Here is a 17,431-nt window from a genome sequence, read left to right as displayed (position 1 = left end):
TATGCAATCTGGTATATACCAAGAATCTGCACTGGTATAGACCAGGCTTCGGTCAACAGGGAGTTTTTGGAGATGACCACCCTTACTCAGGATCAGAAAGACGCCTTCTGGCGCGATGGTGTGCTGGTTGTGGAAGATGCGGTCACCGCAGAACAGTTGCAGGCCCTGCGCGAAACCTTCGAAGGCTGGGTCGAGGAAAGCCGGGCCCATACCAGCGATTACGGAGAAACGCTCGATGGCCGCCCGCGGTTCGATCTGCAACCGGGACATAACGCCGAGACGCCGGGCCTGCGCCGCGTTCAATCTCCCGAAGAAGTCTCGGATGTCTATCTCGACATCATGCGCAACGCGCGTACCGTCGATATTTGCGCCGAACTGATCGGGCCTGCCATCCGCTTCCATCATGGCAAGGTGAACTCAAAACTGCCGGGCACCGCGACGGAAGTGAAATGGCATCAGGATTTCCCGTTTGAGCCGATGACCAATGACGACATGATCACAGCGCTTCTGTTCATCGACGACGTGACACTGGAGAACGGCCCGCTCGAAGTGGTGCCCGGCACCCATAAGGGACCGATCCATTCGCATTGGCACGATGGTGTCTTTACCGGGGCAGTATCCGATGATGTGATGGTGCCGCACCGGGACAACATCATCAAATGTACAGGCAAGGCAGGCTCGGTGTGCCTGATGCATGCCAATCTGCTGCATGGTTCGGCGCCCAACCTCTCGGATGGGCCGCGCACGCTCTATATCGCCACCTATTATGCCGAGGATGCGATCGAGCTGAGCCCGAACCACCTTCCCAGCAAATACATGCACGAAGTGGTGCGCGGCGAAGCCTCGGGGCGGGTGCGCTGCTCGACCTACGAAATGCAGATTCCCGAAAAACCGACCGACACGTCCTTCTTCGCTCAGCAGGCACAAGCGGCCATGGGCTGATGTTCGGCAGGTCTTGCCATTTCGTGTCGTACATGATCACGCTCGGCGCAGGTAACTGACAACGAGAGAGCCCATGTCTGCGCCGTTGAATATCGTCGTGATCGGGGCCGGCATTTGCGGGCTGAGCTCCGCTATCTGGCTGCGCCGGGCCGGACACGAAGTCACCCTGATCGACAAGGATGCCCCTGGTGCGGGGGCCTCCTATGGCAATGCCGGGCTTCTGGCGCAGTGGGGTATCGTCCCGATCAACACGCCGGGACTGGGGCGGAACGGGCTGAAATACCTCGCTGATCGCGACGCCCCGCTCTTTATGCAGTGGCGCCATTTCCCCAAGCTTATCCCGTGGCTTCTCAAACTTCTGTCGCATGCCAATGATGATGGTGTCCGGCATATGTCATCTGCGCTTCACACGCTGCTTGGCGATAGTCTTGCACAGCATCAGGCGCTGACGCGTGGAACCGATGCCGCGCGGTTCGTCGCGCCAAGCGACTTTATATACACCTACGAATCCCGCGCCGCCTTTGACGCAGACAAATACACCTGGACCATCCGGCAAGAGGCAGGGTACGGCGTTGAGCTGATCGAAGGGGCTGCGGTGCAGGAGGTCGAACCGATTCTGAATCCGGAGGTCACCTGCCTCGCTCTGACCAAGGGGCACGGTCACATTCTCGACCCCGGCGGATACATGCAGGCGCTCGCCGATGTTCTGCAGGCCGAAGGTGGACACTATCGCCAGGCCGAGGCCCGGGATTTTATCCTGAAGGATGGCAGGATCAGCAGCATCGTGACCAGTCAGGGGAACTTGCCCTGTGACGCGGCCGTGCTGACGGCAGGCATCTGGTCGAAGCCTCTGATGCACAAGCTTGGACTGGCAGTGCCATTGGAAGTGGAGCGCGGTCACCATCTGCATTTTCGCAATCCATCCGACATGCCGCGCACGCCGATGATGATCGCCAAAGGCAAGTTTGTTGCCACCCCCATGTCGACTGGCCTTCGTTGCGCGGGAACGGTCGAGCTGGGCGGGCTCGATAGTACGCCATCCCGGGCCCCGCTGGCGCTGATCGAGAAATTTACCAAATGGGCCTTCCCCGACCTGACCTATGAGGCAGCCGAGGAATGGGTCGGCTTTCGCCCCTCCACCCCTGACAGTCTGCCCCTGATTGGAGAGATCGGCGCCACCGGGGTGCACGCCGCTTTCGGACATCAGCATATCGGGCTTACCGGCGGGCCCAAGACCGGGCGCTGGGTCGCGGATATGATATCAGGAAAACGCCCGAATTTGGATCTTGCCCCATTCGACGCGGGTCGTTTCGCTCGGTAAGCCGAGGGAGTTGTGTCCGCATCCCGTGAAGCGTGAACGCGGGATGCAGCATGCGCTCCTGCACCGGTCCTGGCGCTTCAGTCGTAGCTGCGCAGATCCTCGATCACCTTGCCATCGTTCGGCAGGGACCCTGTCGCGACGATTTCCACTTTGCCTTTCAGCTTCAGAACGTCACTGACAGCGCCCGCATAAGTCTCCGGGTCGCCGCCTTCTGCCTCGATCTTGACCGTCATCACATCCATCTCGCCCTCGCGGCTGGCAATGACCCGGGCGCGCTTGATCTCGTCATGACGCTGGACCAGGGCCGCCACCTGCTCGGGCCGCACGAACATGCCCTTGATCTTGGTGGTCTGATCAGCGCGGCCCATCCAGCCCTTGATCCGCAGGTTCGTGCGCCCGCAAGGGCTTTCGCCTTCCAGCACGGCACTCAGATCCCCCGTGGCAAAGCGGATCAGCGGGTAATCGGGATTGAGCGTGGTCACCACCACTTCACCCACTTCTCCCGGTGCCACCGGATCACCCGTGCCTGGCGTGACGATTTCGACAAGCACGCCCTCATCGACGATCAGACCTTCCTGCGCCGGGCTTTCATAGGCGATATTGCCCAGATCGGCGGTCGCGTAACATTGCAGGCAGGCGATCCCCCGATCTGCATACTCCTGCCGCAGGGATGGAAACAGAGCCCCGCCGCCCACCGCCGCCTTGGTGATTTGGAGGGGCAGGCCCATCTCATCGGCTTTGTCGAGGATCACCTTCAGGTAATCCGGTGTGCCCGCATAGGCCGTGACGCCAATGTCGTGGGCCGCCTGAACCTGAAGCTCGGTCTGGCCGGTACCGGCGGGCAGCACCGCCGCGCCCACGGCCCGTGCGCCGTTCTCAAAGATCATGCCCGCCGGCGTCAGGTGATAGCCGAAACAGTTCTGTACGATATCGCCCCGGCCGACCCCGCACGCATTGAGAAACCGCCCCATGCGCCACCAATCCTGACCGATCATGCCCGGCTCATAGATCGGGCCGGGTGATTGAAACACATGCGCAAACCCCGCAGCGCCATGCGATGTCAAGCCGCCAAAAGGGGCCGACGCCTTTTGCGCCTGACTAAGATCGGCCTTGCGCAGCACCGGCAACGAAGCAAGCGCGTCAATCGAGGTCACACCCGCCGCCTCCACGCCTGAAAGTGTTTCAGCATACCCCGGAAGGGCTTGTGCCCGCGCGATCTGTTCAGTCAACAGCGTGGCGATCCGCGCAGCACGCTGATCTGCACTCTGGGTTTCGAGATTATCGAAATACTGGCTCATATCGGCATCCTTTTGCCTGTCCACCTGGGCGCGACAGCTTGACCAATTGAAGGAAAAGGCAAAACCGGCGAGAAGCGGCATACATTTGTATACCACTGCGCCAACTTCGGTTTCTCTGAAAGGAAACCAATATGCCTGAATCCAAAATTAAACCCGTTATTAACTCTGCTGAGCTCGATGCGCGGATCACCTTTCACGACGAAACTCAGACCATGGAAGTTAATTTTTCTGACTTTCATTTCGGCAACTCCGCCCTCGTAAACGCCTTCTATGACCGTCTCGAAGCGCGCATCGCCGAAACTGGGGAAGAGCTGTGGTTTTTCCTTGTGAACCTCAACGGCACCCGTATCGACCCCGAGGCCTGGACGGCCTATTCGCGCCGGGGCCGTGCGCTGAATGGGGCGCATTCCATGGGGTCTGTGCGGTTTGACGCCTCGCCCGAAACCCGCCGTCAGATCATCCGCGCTGCGAATACCGAGGCGTTTGACCCCAACCTTTTCGTTAACCGTGAAGAGGCGGTTGCGCGCATCACCGAGTTTCAATCGAAACGGCGCAAGAAGCAGATTCACGATCCCAACTACACGCTGGCCGACTTTGTCCGTCGAGTGTCGTTTGACAGCGACAAGGTGATCATGGACGTCGATTTTTCGCATTTCACCTTTCACCACAGCCGCGATGTGAACGACTTTTACGACTACCTTGAAGAGCGGATTATCGAGAGTGACCGGCGCTGGTTTTTCTTGGTCAACCTCAATGGCTGCGAGATTCTGCCCGCCGCCTGGGGTCAGTACGCCCTGCGTGGCAAGCGGCTTAATGAGGCAGGTTCGCTTGGCTCGGTGCGCTATGCCGCAGGTTCGGAAACCGAGGAAGACATCCGCATGCGCGCGGAGACCGCGGGCTTCCGCCCCAATATCCGCAACACCCGTCAAGAAGCCCTGGAGCTGATCGAGGAGCTGCGCGCGGGATATTCCAAGAGCTAATTGCATCTGGCCTGACCTGGTAAGCCCTCAGCTCAGCCACCTCTTGCGACGGCGATAGCTGCGCACGTCGCGGAAGCTTTTGCGCCCCTCGTCGGACATGCCGAGGTAGAATTCCTTGACGTCGGGGTTTTCCCGCAGCTCCGCCGCAGGCCCGTCCATCACCACGCGGCCGCTCTCCAGAATATACCCATATTGCGCAAAGCGCAGCGCGACGTTTGTGTTCTGCTCGGCCAGAAGGAAGGTATAGCCTTCTTCTTCGTTCAGGGACTTCACGATACTGAAAATCTGTTCCACCAGCTGCGGGGCAAGGCCCATAGACGGCTCGTCCAGCAGGATGGTCTCGGGCCGGCTCATCAGTGCACGACCAATCGCGCACATCTGCTGTTCGCCGCCCGATGTGTAACCGGCTTGCGACCGGCGCCGCTCTTTCAAGCGCGGGAAATACTCATAGACCATGTTCAGATCGGCATCGATCTCGCCCCGGCTTGACCCGCGCGTATAGGCGCCGGTCAGAAGGTTCTCTTCAACAGTCAGGTGCTCGAAGCAATGCCGCCCTTCCATCACCTGGATGACGCCTTTCTTCACCAGATCGGACGGGATCAGGTCCTGCACCCGTTCACCGCGATAGCTGATCGACCCTTTGGTCACCTCGCCCCGCTCTGATTTCAGCAGGTTCGAGATCGCCTTGAGCGTCGTGGTCTTGCCTGCGCCATTGCCACCGAGAAGGGCCGTGATCCCGCCCTTCGGCACTTTCAAAGACACACCCTTCAGCACGAGGATCACGTGGTTGTAGATCACCTCGATATTGTTGACCTCCAGCAAGGTCTCTTGTGTCTCGGCCGCGTCCAGCATGGCGCATCTCCTCCAGGACGGGGTGTCTCACCCCATCTTCATCTTTCCAAAAATACTCACATCCCCCGGCCGCGACCCGCGCCGCGGCCGGGAAAATATTGCCTAGATCAGCAGCCCGGCTCGATGCCGTTTTCCGCTGCAAAGGCTGCCGAGTCTTCGTCCACCAGCGGCTGGATGATCTCCTGGTCCGACTGATAGTACTCGGTGATCAGCTCAAACGAGCCAGCTTCCGCATTCCACTGCGACACAGCACCAAAGCCATTGCCGCCGTGGTTTTCGCAGCTCACCTTGAACTCCGGGCCAAAGTTGGGCAGGCCAATCGCCGCCATCTTGGCTTCGGTGATTTCAAGGTTCTCCATCCCGTCACGCATCTGTGCCGAGGTGATTGCCGCAGTGCCATGCATTTCCTGCGCAGTCTTGATCGCTTCGGCGGCCAGCATCGCGGCATACATGCCGCGGTTGTAGAGCACGGTGCCCACCTGATCGCCGGCACCAGCGGCTTTGCCGGCATCCACGACATGTTTCTGGATGTCCGCATAGACCGGGTAGTCCGAGCCGAGGTTGTGGAAGGTCAGCGCCTTGTAGCCATTGGCCTTGTCGCCAGCCGCTTTCACGTCATTCTCGGAACCCGACCACCAGATGCCGATGAAGTTCTCCATCGGGAAACGGATGTTCACGGCTTCCTGAATGGCGACCTGGTTCATCACGCCCCAGCCCCACATCAGCACATAATCCGGCTTCTCGCGGCGGATCTGCAGCCATTGCGACTTTTGCTCCTGACCGGGGTGGTCGACCGGCAGCAGAGTCAGGTTGAACCCGTGCTTCGCGGCCAGCCCTTCGAGGGTCCGGATCGGCTCTTTGCCGTAGGCGGAGTTGTGATAGACCAGCGCGATCGTCTTGCCATTGATATCGCCACCGTTCTGATCGAGGATATGCGTCACCGCCAGCGAGGCGCCGTCCCAGTAGTTGGCCGGATAGTTGAAGACCCAGTTGAAGACAGAGCCATTCTTGGCCGAAGTCCGGCCATAACCCATGGTGTGAAGCGGGATACCGTCAGCCGTGGCTTTCGGGATCAGCTGATAGGTGATGCCGGTCGACAGAGGCTGATAGACCAGTGCGCCTTCACCCTTGGTCGCCTCGTAGCATTCCACGCCTTTCTCGGTGTTATAGCCGGTCTCGCATTCGACAATCCGCACCATCTCGCCGCCAATGCCGCCATCGCGTTCATTGAGCAGGGTGAAATAGTCCTGATAGCCATCCGAGAACGGGATACCGTTCGCCGCGTAGGGCCCGGTGCGATAGCTCGTGTCGACGATCACGAGATCCGCCAGCGCCGGAGCCGCAGCCATCATGGCCGCCGCGACAGCTGTGAAAAGTTTGGTTTTCATCGGTGTTACCTCCCTTGGTTTATCCGATATTTGCAGGGTGGGGTTTACCCCACCACACCTCTCGACCCCTCTCAGTGCGGGAAGGGCCAAAGTCTCAGTTTTTCCTTGGCCACGCGCCAGAGCTGTGCCAGCCCGTGCGGCTCAAGGATGAGGAACGTGATAATCAGCGCACCGACGATCATGAACTCAAGATGCGCTGCAAGATCTGTCGGCCAGCCCAGCGTGCCCACCAGGATATTCTTCAAAAGCACTGGCAAAAGCACAAGGAACGCCGCTCCGGCAAAGCTGCCAAAGATGCTGCCGAGGCCCCCGATGATGATCATGAACAGCACCAGGAACGATTTGGTGATGCCAAAGGCCTCGCCCACTTCGACGGCCCCGAGATAGACTGCAAAGAAAAGCGCGCCCGAGATACCCACGAAAAAGCCGGAGACCGCGAAAGCGGAAAGCTTGGCCTTGAGCGGGTTCACCCCGATGATCTCGGCGGCGATGTCCATGTCGCGAATGGCCATCCATTTGCGCCCCTGGGTCCCGCGTGTGAGGTTCCGCGCGATGACGGCACAGGCGACCACGAAGACCAGGCAGAAGAGATAGGCCGCCCAGGGTTGGGTCTCGGCACCCGTCACCGGCACACCAAACACGGTGCGCTCCGGCGCGTTGATCTGGCCCGATGCCGAATAGTTGTAGAACCAGCTCACCTTGTTGAACATCCAGACAAGGAAGAACTGCGCGGCAAGCGTCGCCACCGCCAGGTAAAACCCCTTGATGCGCAGGCTTGGCAGACCGAACGCCACACAGACCGCTGCCGTAATCCCACCGGACAGGATGATGTGAAAGAAGATGTTGATCTCAGGGAACCCGGTCATCAGCTTGTAGCAGCTATAGGCCCCCACCGCCATGAACCCACCGGTGCCGAGAGAGACCTGCCCGCAATAGCCCGTCAGGATGTTCAGCCCGATCGCGGCAATCGCGTAGATTAGGAAGGGCAGGAACACCGCATTGACCCAATAGTCATTGATCACGAAGGGCACGATCGCGAAAGCAACAAGCAGCACGGCATAGTAGCGGTACCGGTCGAACTTGATCGGGAAGGTCTGGTTGTCTTCGGTATAGGACGTCTTGAAATCGCCCGCTTCACGATAAAACATCAGCTCGTCCCCTCAACTTCATCATTCTCGCGCTTTACCGCGCGATTGGGCCGCTTGGCGTACCCTGTTTCTTCCGAGTGCCGGATCAGCCAGAGATAGGCCATCATGCCCAGCCCCCCGCCAATCGACGCCAGGATCGCCGCGGTCACCATCTGGCCGGTGTTTTCCACCCCCGCCGTGAAGGCGAGATAGCCAAAGGCCCAGAAGCCCGACCAGGCAACAACATTCAAAATCGCAATCAGCTTGGTCATAGCTACACCCTCTCGATGATCTTTTCGCCAAACAGCCCTTGCGGCCGGAAGACGAGGAACACGAGCGCCAGCACATAGGCGAACCAGTTTTCGGTGGCCCCGCCCACCATCGGGCCAATGGCAAACTCAAAGAGTTTCTCACCGACCCCGATGATCAACCCTCCGACAATCGCGCCCGGGATGGACGTAAAGCCGCCCAGCATCAGCACGGGAAGAGCCTTGAGCGCGATAAGTGACAGCGAGAACTGCACGCCTGATTTGGTGCCCCACATGATGCCCGCGACCAGCGCCACGAACCCGGCGAGCGACCACACCATCACCCAGATGAAGTTGAGCGAGATCCCGACAGACAGCGCGGCCTGGTGGTCATCCGCCACTGCGCGCATCGCCCGGCCCTGCTTGGAGTACTGCGCGAATACAACCAGCGTAAAGACCAGCGCCGCGGCCACGATCGTCGCCACGATATCGAGATTGTCGATGAAGAACCCGTAGTCGAAAATCTGGAAAGTCGTCTCGTCAATCACTTCGTTGATGCCTTGCGGCAGTCCCACGTCGAGCTTCTTGATATCGGCACCCCACATGATATCCCCGAACCCTTCGAGGAAATAGGCAAGGCCAATCGTCGCCATGAACAGGATGATCGGCTCCTGATTGACGAGGTGCTTGAAGATGATGGTATTCACAAGCCAGGCCAGCCCGACCATTACCAACATGGTCAGCAGGATCGCCAGAAGCGCGGGCACATGCCATCCGAAATGGTGAATTTCCGTTCCGAAGATTGCATTGATCAGATGCGCGAACGGCACCTGCCCGCTCATGATCCCCACCAGGGTCATCGCTGAGAAGAGCGCCATGACGCCCTGCGCATAATTGAAGATACCTGACGCCTTGTAGATCAGCACGAACCCGAGGGCGACAAGCGCATAGAGCACCCCGGCCATCAGACCGTTCAGGGTGACCTCCATCGCAAAGACCAGTTGTTCAGGCATCGCTCAGCTCCCCACCAAATGTCTTGATCCATGTATTAATCATGCGCCACCCCCAGATAGGCATCGATCACCGCCTGATTGTTGCGCACCTCATCGGGCGTGCCGTCCCCGATCTTCTTGCCATAGTCCATCACCACGACACGGTCAGAGAGGTCCATCACCACGCCCATGTCATGCTCGATGAGTGCAATGGTCGTCCCGAACTCGTCATTCACATCGAGTACAAAGCGGCTCATGTCCTCTTTCTCTTCGACGTTCATGCCGGCCATCGGCTCATCCAGAAGAAGAATGCTCGGTTCCGCGGCCAAAGCCCGCGCCAGTTCCACCCGCTTCTTCAGTCCGTAAGGCAAACGGCCAACCGGGGTTTTGCGGATGTGCTGAATTTCCAGAAAGTCGATCACCTTTTCCACGACTTCCCGGTTCTCGACTTCTTCCTTCTCGGCTTTGCCCTTCCACAATGCCTGCGCGAAAAGACCCGCTTTCATCTGCCGCATGCGCCCGGTCATGACATTGTCGAGCACTGACATGCCTTCAAACAACGCGATATTCTGGAACGTGCGCGCAATGCCCTGTTGCGCGACCTGATAGGGCTTCATCGGCGGGCGTTTCTGACCCTTGTACCAGACCTCGCCCTCCTGCGGGTTGTAGAACCCGCTGATCACGTTGAGCATGGAGGACTTGCCCGCACCGTTGGGGCCGATAATGGCGCGGATTTCACCTTGGCGGATGTCGAACGAGATATTCTCGATCGCTGTCACACCACCAAAGCGCAGAGTGATGTTCTTCATCTCCATCACCACGCCGCCAATCTTGCGGCCATCTGCCGTGGTGTAGCTTTCCTGATCAAGCGCCATGGCCTAGTCCACCTTGTCAATTGTCGTTTCGAAAGAGCAGGCAGCACCATGGAAAAAGGTGCAGCCCGGCCCTTGCGTGACGCGAAAACTCTGCGCGCCTGTCCGTTTCATCGTCAGTGTGCAGGAAGAGCCATAGGCCTCGCCCGAGAGCGTCCACTGATCGCCTCCCTGCTTTGCTACCTGACCTGACAGCTCGCCCAGGCATCCCGTGGCGGTGATCACCGCCTCGCCCGATCCACCCTGCACCGTCACTCGCATCTGATAGCTTCCCTGTCCGCCGCGATAGGTGCCATCAAGGCCCGTCTGAGCAAGCGCGGAAGACATCCCGAGAGAAAGCGCAGCCACCACAACACCCGCGAAAACGGCTGAGCTGCGTAGCCCCCCGGAATGCAAAGCGGTCAACATCTGCCGTCTCATTCCGCGGCCACCTTTTGCGCTTCCACCGGCACCACAGCGGCATCCATGATCTGCAACGTGGCGCTGATGCTGCCCTTGCGGCCGTCCTCATAGGTCACTTCGGTTATGGTCGAGATCTCCTTTGACCCATCATAAAGCGCGCCAAGAAGATCGTCGTATTTTTCCTCGATGATCCGACGGCGCACCTTTCGGGTGCGGGTCAGCTCGCCATCATCCGCATCAAGCTCTTTGTGTAGGACGAGGAAGCGGTGCACCTGACAGGCCGACAGCATCGGGTCTTCGGCGAGGCTTCGATTGACATCCTCCACATGGCCCCTGATGGTTTCAAGCACCCTGGGATGACCGGCAAGCTCCTGATAGGAGGCGTATCCGATATTGTTGCGCTCCGCCCAGTTGCCCACGGCGGTCAGATCGATGTTGATGAAGGCCGTGCATTCTTCGCGGCCGTTGCCAAAGACGACGGTCTCCAGAATGTTCGGGAAGAACTTGAGCTTGTTCTCCACATATTTCGGCGCAAAAAGCGCACCGTTCGCCATCTTGCCCACATCCTTGGCGCGGTCGATGATCCTCAGGTGGCCATTTTCCGGGTCGAAGAAACCGGCATCGCCGGTTGCCACCCAACCCTCGGGATCTTTTGTGTCGGCGGTGCTTTCGGGGTTCTTGTAGTATTCTTCGAACGTACCCGGACCGCGATAGAACACCTCGCCATTGTCGGCGATCCTGATTTCCACGCCGGGTGCAGCCACGCCCACCGTATCGCTGCGCACCTCACCATCGGGCTGCAGGGTGATGAAGACGGATGCCTCTGTCTGGCCATAGAGTTGTTTGAGGTTGATCCCAAGGGAGCGATAGAAATCAAAGATTTCCGGCCCGATCGCCTCACCGGCCGTATAGCCGACACGCACCCGGCTCAAACCCAGTGTGTTCTTCAGCGGGCCATAGATGAAGATGTTGCCCAGCGCATATTTGATGCGGTCCATGAAGCTGACGGATTTGCCATCGAGAATGGACGGTCCGACCTTCTTGGCATGGGCCATCGCCCGGTCGAACAACCACTTCTTGAAGCGGCCCGCGTCTTCCATGCGGATCATGACAGTGGTGAGCTGCGTCTCAAACACGCGCGGCGGGGCAAAATAGTAGGTTGGCCCGATTTCGCGCAGGTCGGTCATCATCGTGTCGGCGCTCTCGGGGCAGTTGACGCAGAAACCGCACCAATACGCCTGGCCGATCGAAAAGATGAAATCACCGACCCAGGCCATCGGCAGATAGGCAAGCACCTCCTCACCCTGACCAAGGCGGTCAAACTCTGCCGAGGACCGAGAGGCTTCGATGATATTGCGATTGGACAGCACCACGCCCTTGGGACGCCCCGTCGTGCCAGAGGTGTAAAGCATCACGCAGGTGCTGTCATAGGTCAGCTTGTCACGGCGCGCCTTGAGATCGTCGATCAGTTCCCAATAGGCGGCGCGGCCCTGCTCCTGCACATCGGCAAAAACATGAAGCTTGTGATGGTCGTATTTCCGCAGACCGCGCTTGTCGACATAGATCATATGCTCGAACTGATGCAGCCGGTCCTGGATGTCGATCACCTTGTCGACCTGTTCCTGGTCTTCAACGATGGCAAAGCGGGCACCGCAATGATCAAGCACATAGGCCATCTCTTCAGAGGCGCTATCCTGGTAGACGGGCACCGGAACCGCCCCCACAGACTGCGCCGCGACCATCGACCAGTAGAAATACGGACGGTTGCGCCCGATGATAGCGATGAAGTCGCCCTCGTTCACACCAAGATTGAGCAGGCCCAGCGCAAGCGCCTCTATCTCTTTCTCGGTCTCGGCCCAACTCCAGCTTTGCCAGATGCCGAATTCCTTCTCCCGATAGGCGGGCTTGTCGCCGAATTTCGTGGCATTGCGTTGCAAAAGCGCCGGAATGGACGCAAGCCCATCCGTCGCCTGAGGCGAGTGTGCCAAATCTTTATCCTCCCTTTTTGCCCGGTCCCACGGGCAAATCACCCTATTGGGCGAATCTTCCTCCTAAGGGTGCGGGTCTGAAGCTCGCCGTCAACTTTTTCCTGAAGTTTTCCCAATTCTTACGAATTGTAACAGGCGCTGCACAGCGCTTGACAAGGGCATGCGCCTGCATCGCAATACGACGCATGACACGGCCCAGGATGGATTTCTATTTCGAGTTCGCCTCGACCTATTCCTATCTCAGCGCGCTGCGCCTGCCTAGTTTGGCCGAGGCGGCGGGGGTGGATGTGCGTTGGCGTCCGTTCCTTCTTGGGCCCATCTTCGCTGTACAGGGCTGGAACACATCGCCGTTCAACATCTACGCTGCCAAAGGCCGGTACATGTGGCGCGACGTGGAACGCCGGGCGGCGCGCTATGGGCTCGACGTGATCCGCCCCGATCCATTTCCGCAAAACGGCTTGCTCGCGGCTCGTGTGGCGCAGCTTGCCCTTGCGCAACCTAGGGGCATTGAGTTTTGCCAGAACGTCTTTCTTGCCGAGTTCGGCGCCGGGCAAGACATTTCGGACCCCGACACGATAAAGGCGTGCCTTGCTTCGGCCGGTCTTCCGATGACACTTCTTGCTGACGCGCAAAACGATACCAACAAACATGCGTTGCGCACCACGACCGACACCGCCGCGCGACTCGGCATATTTGGCGCGCCCAGCTTCATCGTCGGTGACGAACTGTTCTGGGGAGATGACCGAATGCACGACGCCTTGGACTGGGCCACCCGCCATGGCTAACCCGCCCCTCTTTGATCCCAACGCACCGCAGACACAGGATATGGTCAGCGCAGGTTTGAACCTGATCCAGCAGGCGCTGACGATTTATGACCGCGACCTGAGGCTTGCGGTCTGCAACCGCCGATTCCAGGAAATGTTCGAGCTGCCAGATGCGCTTGTCACTCCGGGGGCCGATTTTGCCGATACAATCCGCTATCTGGCCGAGCGCGGCGATTATGGCGATGTGGGCGAGGTGGAAGCTTTCGTGCAGTCACGCGTTGAAGTGGCACGCGCCTTCGAGCCGCATTACATGGAACGCAGCCGCGCAGGAGGCCGCACGATCAGTGTCGAAGGCTCACCTCTGCCTCAGGGCGGCTGGGTGACCGTGTATACCGACATCACCCGCACCAAGCAGCAAGAAGCGCTCCTGCGCGCCCGCTCCGAGGAGTTGAGCGACAAGGTGCTCGGGTACTCCGAAGATCTCAGCTCGGCCAACCGCCAGCTTGAAGCCACAATCACGGCGCTTGAAGAAGCCAAGCGGCAGCTCACCCTGTCGGAGGCGCGTACACGGCTCACAACCGAAATGATGCCTGCGCATATCGCCCATGTGGGGGCGGACCGGCGCTATACCTATTCCAACCGGCGGCTCAGTTCCGTGATGCCGGGAAGCCAATCCGATATCGTGGGAATGGCCATCGACCGGGCCTTGGGAGAGCAGGCTTATGGCGCCATTCGCGAGCGGCTCGATGCCGCCTTCGACAGGGTGCCATCGGTCTTTGAATTCACACACGAGGCGAGCTCGCGCCGTATCCGCGTGGCGTTTACCCCGGACGGTCAGGCCGGCGGTGTGTACATCCTGTCGATGGACATCACCGAAGAAGCACAGACCCGCGCCGCCCTGCAACAAACCCGGCGGCGGGAGATGGCAGCCCAACTGACCAGTGGCCTTGCGCATGATTTCTCGAACCTGTTGACCATCATACTCGGGATGCAATCGCGCCTGCAAAAGATGGATTTGGGGGCAGATGCAGAAGAGCTGATCAGCGCCACCCTGGCGGCGGCCCGGCGCGGCGGCGGTTTGCTTAACCGGATCGCCGACATGACCGGCAAACGCGAGCACAGTCCTGTGCCGGTGGCCCTTTCCGCATTCCTTCAGGATATCGAGACACTGGGCCGCTCTGCCCTGCCTGATGCAGTTTCGCTTCAGGTGGCGAATGACCTGGGCGAGGCGACCCTTCTTCTTGATCCCGGCATGTTGCAGGATTCGCTTCTGAACCTCCTGCTTAACGCACGCGACGCTGTGGGCGGGCGCGGGGCGATCACCCTGACGGCACGCGAGGTACAAGGCATCTGGGTAGAGTTCACAGTGACCGATACCGGGCCCGGCTTTTCCGAGCAGGCGCTCGCGCGGGCGTTCGAGCCGTTCTTTACGACAAAGGGCGGCGAGGGGTCAGGCCTGGGGCTTGGCATGGTCTATGACATGACCAAACTCGCAGGTGGACGCGTGCATTTGGTCAACCGGGCCGAAGGTGGCGCGACAGCCACGCTGCGCCTGCCCCTTCGCCGCGCCGATGTCGCCCCGAGCCCGGGGCTTGTGCTGCTGGTCGAAGACAGTCCGGAACTGCGCGATACGGTGCGCGACATGCTGCGCGAGGCCGGGCATTCAGTGATCGAAGCCACGTCCGTGGCCGAGGCGACGGCACTTCTGTCGGAATTACCCGAGATCGCGGCTGTGCTGTCTGATATCTCGCTGGAGGGCGATGCAACCGGGCTCGATCTGCTGGATGAGTTGCGCGCGCGTGGCACACCCACATGCCTGATGACCTCGCTGCCGGCCGACGATCCGCTGCACCAGGCCGCCGCGCGTCGCGTCCCGGTTCTGCGCAAGCCCTTCAGCGCGGACGCGCTTAACATACATCTCTTTGCCGGAGCTCCCACATGACCACCCCGCTTGTCACCATCCTCGACGACGAACCGGCAATCCGCACCATGCTGGCGGACGCGCTGGAGGAGGCGGGCTATCGCACGATGGCCTTTGGACGCGCGGCGCAGTTCGAGGCTGCATTGCGCACAACCACGCCGGATGTCTGCCTTGTCGATCTCTCTTTGCCGGACCGCGACGGGCTGAGCCTCGTGCACCGGCTGGCACTGGAGCAGGGCGCGATCGTGATCATCATTTCGGGCCGCGCACAGGTGCAGGACCGGGTGACCGGTCTGGAACTTGGGGCGGATGATTACATCATCAAACCCTTTGAACCCGCCGAGGTCGTGGCCCGCATCCGTGCCCGCCTACGCCGGGGCCCGATCGAAGCCCAGACCGGCGAAGTGGCTCAGTTCAACGGCTGGGCCGCTCATTTCGACCGCTACGTCCTGGAGGACGAGGCGGGGGACGAAACTCCGTTTTCTCATGCCGAAGGCGAGGTGTTGCGGCTTTTTCTGGAACGACCCAAGCGCCTGATCTCACGCCAGGCAATGCAGGAGGCTCTCGGCGGACAGGCCTCAGAGAGTTTTGACCGGGCGATGGACGTGCGCATCTCCAGGCTGCGCACCAAACTCAGAGAAGACCCAAAGAACCCCCGCCTGATCAAGACGATCTATGGCGCAGGCTATATCTTTCTTGGGGACGTGAATTGGGGTTAACATAGGCGTCCCGGAAATCAGATTTTGAAACTGCACCGCTACAGCGCATCCTGAGGCCGGATGGAGTATGGAGTCTGGGGGGATGAATTGCTTTGCAAGCAATCAGTGCCGGTTTCGGTCGAACCAGCACAATGTCTTTGCGTGTGGCGCTCAACGAGCTCGGATTGGGCCCTCGGGAGCCACTTTGTGCATTTCCGGGAAAACCGGTACCCGAAGGCGATTATCCGCGCTCGAACAGCAGACAGGAGTTCTTTGAGATGCTGGCACGAGGGGGCGGCGGCTGACGCGGTCCGCGCCTTGCCCGGTCTCGATCGCCTGAGGGCCTGCCCGCAGTCAACGCAGCCGTGGGCGGCGCATCTGTTTAATCGGTGAGTTCCAGCAGCTCGGCATTCCGCGCGGCGACTGTACCCTCGGCCGGTTCGTCCTCTTTCAGTATCGGGAAGAACCCACGCAGCACATCGTGATAGGTCTTCACCCCATATTCCAGATCCGAAAGCAGATACCCCTCATATCCGCTGGAAAATGCCGCTTCCCAGGTCCACTTGATGAGCTGGATATCCTCTTCGGAAGTCAGCCGGTCTATCCGCCCGCTCAGATACCGCGCCAGCCGCATACGGCGGTCTTCGCCCTTGTATTTATAGGTCGCGGACCGTTGGACCGTCAGCCCGTTCACCACTGGAAACTCCTGATAGAAGATCACGCTGTCCGGATAGAACCCGAATACCGCGTTGGGGAACATTCCCACATAAAGCCAGGCGTTCCTGTGGTCGTCGTCGAGGCGCGGCGGCGGCTCCATCAGCGCCTTGTAGGCGCGCACTGACCACAGCCGCCCGTTTCCTTCCCGAAACGAGGCAAAAGAGCGCGAGGTGCCTTCCTCAAAAGGTTCGTCAAAGTAATTCGGGCCATAGAGGTCCTGCAAACCGGGATGGGCCATGGGCACGTGATAGCCTTCGTTGTCCACATCGCGCACACATTTCCAGTTCGCTTCGATCTCTTCGGTGTAAAAACCATCTCCGGTGGGTTCCAGGCTCTCAAGCGCGTATTGCGCGATTTCGTCGTCGAACCGTGCCAGCACCTGATGCATGGGCGGTTGCGGTCCCGGCTGAAACCGGACAAAGACGAACCCCTGCCAGATATCCATTTCGATGGGCTTCAACCCCATTTCGATCGGATCCAGCTCTGGCAGGCTCTGCGGTTGCGCCGCCCCGCGCAAGGTTCCATCCAGATTATAAACCCAGCCATGAAACGGGCAGATGATCGCCGATTTACAGCGCCCGCGTTCCTCGGCCACGACCCGGCTCCCGCGATGACGGCAAAGGTTGTGGAACGCGCGGACAACGCCATCCTGTCCCCGCACGACAAGCGCACGTTCGCCCACCACGTCAAGCGTGATGAACTCCCCAGGTTCGGAGATATCCGAAACATGGCACACAAGCTGCCAATGCCGCCGGAACAACATGTCCTTTTCCAGTTCCAGCAGTTCGGGGTTGAAAAAACTCCACGCAGGCAGGCCTCGCCGGTCCCAGTCTGAGGGGACAGCTTCTGTGTCAGAACGGGTTTGCATAGGGTCTCTCTCTTGGCTGCTGCGCCGCAGCTTAGCCAACCGAAGGCCAGCGC

The 17,431-nt window shown here is 59.8% G+C and carries 16 protein-coding genes; 6 read left to right on the top strand and 10 right to left on the bottom strand.

All coding sequences use genetic code 11. The features are described from left to right. The first annotated feature begins 72 nt into the window (after nt 1-72). Together EI983_RS01125 and EI983_RS01120 are read left to right on the top strand one after the other, a co-directional pair. A complete protein-coding gene (locus tag EI983_RS01125) occupies nt 73-942 on the top strand; it encodes a phytanoyl-CoA dioxygenase family protein (protein ID WP_157705457.1) in 870 nt (289 codons plus the stop codon). Between the two features lie 73 nt (nt 943-1,015). Next, a complete protein-coding gene (locus EI983_RS01120) occupies nt 1,016-2,263 on the top strand; it encodes an NAD(P)/FAD-dependent oxidoreductase (protein ID WP_157705456.1) in 1,248 nt (415 codons plus the stop codon). 77 nt (nt 2,264-2,340) lie between these two features. Here EI983_RS01120 and EI983_RS01115 read toward each other — a convergent pair whose 3' ends face one another. Beyond that, complete coding sequence (locus tag EI983_RS01115) at nt 2,341-3,561, bottom strand: phenylacetate--CoA ligase family protein (protein ID WP_157705455.1); 1,221 nt, start codon at nt 3,559-3,561, stop codon at nt 2,341-2,343. Between the two features lie 131 nt (nt 3,562-3,692). On the opposite strand from EI983_RS01115, the gene EI983_RS01110 reads away from it, so the two are divergent. Then, nucleotides 3,693-4,541, top strand: coding sequence for a hypothetical protein (locus tag EI983_RS01110; protein ID WP_157705454.1), 849 nt, complete (start codon nt 3,693-3,695; stop codon nt 4,539-4,541). A 27-nt stretch (nt 4,542-4,568) separates the two neighbouring features. Here EI983_RS01110 and EI983_RS01105 read toward each other — a convergent pair whose 3' ends face one another. The 8 genes from EI983_RS01105 to EI983_RS01070 all read right to left on the bottom strand — a co-directional run bounded on the left by EI983_RS01105 (nt 4,569) and on the right by EI983_RS01070 (nt 12,410). Beyond that, complete coding sequence (locus EI983_RS01105) at nt 4,569-5,393, bottom strand: ABC transporter ATP-binding protein (RefSeq protein WP_157705453.1); 825 nt, start codon at nt 5,391-5,393, stop codon at nt 4,569-4,571. A 107-nt stretch (nt 5,394-5,500) separates the two neighbouring features. Beyond that, nucleotides 5,501-6,781 (bottom strand): ABC transporter substrate-binding protein, encoded by a 1,281-nt coding sequence (locus EI983_RS01100; RefSeq protein ID WP_157705452.1) that lies wholly within the window; start codon nt 6,779-6,781, stop codon nt 5,501-5,503. Nucleotides 6,782-6,852: 71 nt separating this feature from the next. Beyond that, nucleotides 6,853-7,929 carry a branched-chain amino acid ABC transporter permease gene (locus tag EI983_RS01095; RefSeq protein ID WP_157705451.1) on the bottom strand — a complete coding sequence of 359 codons (1,077 nt, stop codon included), beginning with the start codon at nt 7,927-7,929 and terminating at the stop codon, nt 6,853-6,855. Then, nucleotides 7,929-8,180, bottom strand: coding sequence for a hypothetical protein (locus EI983_RS01090; protein WP_157705450.1), 252 nt, complete (start codon nt 8,178-8,180; stop codon nt 7,929-7,931). Before EI983_RS01090 ends, EI983_RS01095 begins: the two co-directional genes overlap by 1 nt. A gap of 2 nt (nt 8,181-8,182) precedes the next feature. After that, a complete protein-coding gene (locus tag EI983_RS01085; protein ID WP_157705449.1) occupies nt 8,183-9,169 on the bottom strand; it encodes a branched-chain amino acid ABC transporter permease in 987 nt (328 codons plus the stop codon). Nucleotides 9,170-9,204: 35 nt separating this feature from the next. Then, nucleotides 9,205-10,023 (bottom strand): ABC transporter ATP-binding protein, encoded by an 819-nt coding sequence (locus tag EI983_RS01080; protein ID WP_157705448.1) that lies wholly within the window; start codon nt 10,021-10,023, stop codon nt 9,205-9,207. A 3-nt stretch (nt 10,024-10,026) separates the two neighbouring features. After that, nucleotides 10,027-10,428, bottom strand: coding sequence for a hypothetical protein (locus tag EI983_RS01075; protein ID WP_157705447.1), 402 nt, complete (start codon nt 10,426-10,428; stop codon nt 10,027-10,029). Nucleotides 10,429-10,436: 8 nt separating this feature from the next. Next, a complete protein-coding gene (locus EI983_RS01070; protein ID WP_157705446.1) occupies nt 10,437-12,410 on the bottom strand; it encodes an AMP-binding protein in 1,974 nt (657 codons plus the stop codon). A gap of 185 nt (nt 12,411-12,595) precedes the next feature. Here EI983_RS01070 and EI983_RS01065 point away from each other — a divergent pair, with 185 nt between their 5' ends. The 3 genes from EI983_RS01065 to EI983_RS01055 are packed head-to-tail and all read left to right on the top strand — an operon-like array spanning nt 12,596 to nt 15,814. Continuing rightward, nucleotides 12,596-13,195, top strand: a complete 600-nt coding sequence (locus tag EI983_RS01065) for a 2-hydroxychromene-2-carboxylate isomerase (RefSeq protein ID WP_157705445.1) — start codon at nt 12,596-12,598, stop codon at nt 13,193-13,195. Then, on the top strand, nt 13,188-15,116 hold the full coding sequence (locus tag EI983_RS01060) for a PAS-domain containing protein (protein ID WP_246162232.1): 1,929 nt from the start codon (nt 13,188-13,190) through the stop codon (nt 15,114-15,116). Before EI983_RS01065 ends, EI983_RS01060 begins: the two co-directional genes overlap by 8 nt. Beyond that, nucleotides 15,113-15,814 carry a response regulator transcription factor gene (locus EI983_RS01055; RefSeq protein ID WP_157705444.1) on the top strand — a complete coding sequence of 234 codons (702 nt, stop codon included), beginning with the start codon at nt 15,113-15,115 and terminating at the stop codon, nt 15,812-15,814. Before EI983_RS01060 ends, EI983_RS01055 begins: the two co-directional genes overlap by 4 nt. A gap of 361 nt (nt 15,815-16,175) precedes the next feature. On the opposite strand, the gene EI983_RS01050 is transcribed toward EI983_RS01055, so the two are convergent. Further along, nucleotides 16,176-17,378, bottom strand: a complete 1,203-nt coding sequence (locus EI983_RS01050) for an aromatic ring-hydroxylating oxygenase subunit alpha (RefSeq protein WP_157705443.1) — start codon at nt 17,376-17,378, stop codon at nt 16,176-16,178. Nucleotides 17,379-17,431: the final 53 nt, after the last annotated feature.

The organism is Roseovarius faecimaris, assembly GCF_009762325.1.
In the GTDB taxonomy this organism is placed as follows: domain Bacteria; phylum Pseudomonadota; class Alphaproteobacteria; order Rhodobacterales; family Rhodobacteraceae; genus Roseovarius; species Roseovarius faecimaris.
Note: the sequence above shows the minus strand (reverse complement) of the source record. Positions and strands in the feature narration are given on the sequence as shown.

Bases quoted from the DNA above. Each gene is read 5' to 3' on its own strand.
- EI983_RS01050 (WP_157705443.1), bottom strand. From the start codon at position 17,378: ATGCAAACCCGTTCTGACACAGAAGCTGTCCCCTCAGACTGGGACCGG.
- EI983_RS01060 (WP_246162232.1), top strand. From the start codon at position 13,188: ATGGCTAACCCGCCCCTCTTTGATCCCAACGCACCGCAGACACAGGAT.
- EI983_RS01080 (WP_157705448.1), bottom strand. From the start codon at position 10,023: ATGGCGCTTGATCAGGAAAGCTACACCACGGCAGATGGCCGCAAGATT.
- EI983_RS01095 (WP_157705451.1), bottom strand. From the start codon at position 7,929: ATGTTTTATCGTGAAGCGGGCGATTTCAAGACGTCCTATACCGAAGAC.
- EI983_RS01085 (WP_157705449.1), bottom strand. From the start codon at position 9,169: ATGCCTGAACAACTGGTCTTTGCGATGGAGGTCACCCTGAACGGTCTG.
- EI983_RS01105 (WP_157705453.1), bottom strand. From the start codon at position 5,393: ATGCTGGACGCGGCCGAGACACAAGAGACCTTGCTGGAGGTCAACAAT.
- EI983_RS01110 (WP_157705454.1), top strand. From the start codon at position 3,693: ATGCCTGAATCCAAAATTAAACCCGTTATTAACTCTGCTGAGCTCGAT.
- EI983_RS01115 (WP_157705455.1), bottom strand. From the start codon at position 3,561: ATGAGCCAGTATTTCGATAATCTCGAAACCCAGAGTGCAGATCAGCGT.
- EI983_RS01100 (WP_157705452.1), bottom strand. From the start codon at position 6,781: ATGAAAACCAAACTTTTCACAGCTGTCGCGGCGGCCATGATGGCTGCG.
- EI983_RS01125 (WP_157705457.1), top strand. From the start codon at position 73: ATGACCACCCTTACTCAGGATCAGAAAGACGCCTTCTGGCGCGATGGT.
- EI983_RS01065 (WP_157705445.1), top strand. From the start codon at position 12,596: ATGACACGGCCCAGGATGGATTTCTATTTCGAGTTCGCCTCGACCTAT.
- EI983_RS01055 (WP_157705444.1), top strand. From the start codon at position 15,113: ATGACCACCCCGCTTGTCACCATCCTCGACGACGAACCGGCAATCCGC.
- EI983_RS01120 (WP_157705456.1), top strand. From the start codon at position 1,016: ATGTCTGCGCCGTTGAATATCGTCGTGATCGGGGCCGGCATTTGCGGG.
- EI983_RS01090 (WP_157705450.1), bottom strand. From the start codon at position 8,180: ATGACCAAGCTGATTGCGATTTTGAATGTTGTTGCCTGGTCGGGCTTC.
- EI983_RS01075 (WP_157705447.1), bottom strand. From the start codon at position 10,428: ATGTTGACCGCTTTGCATTCCGGGGGGCTACGCAGCTCAGCCGTTTTC.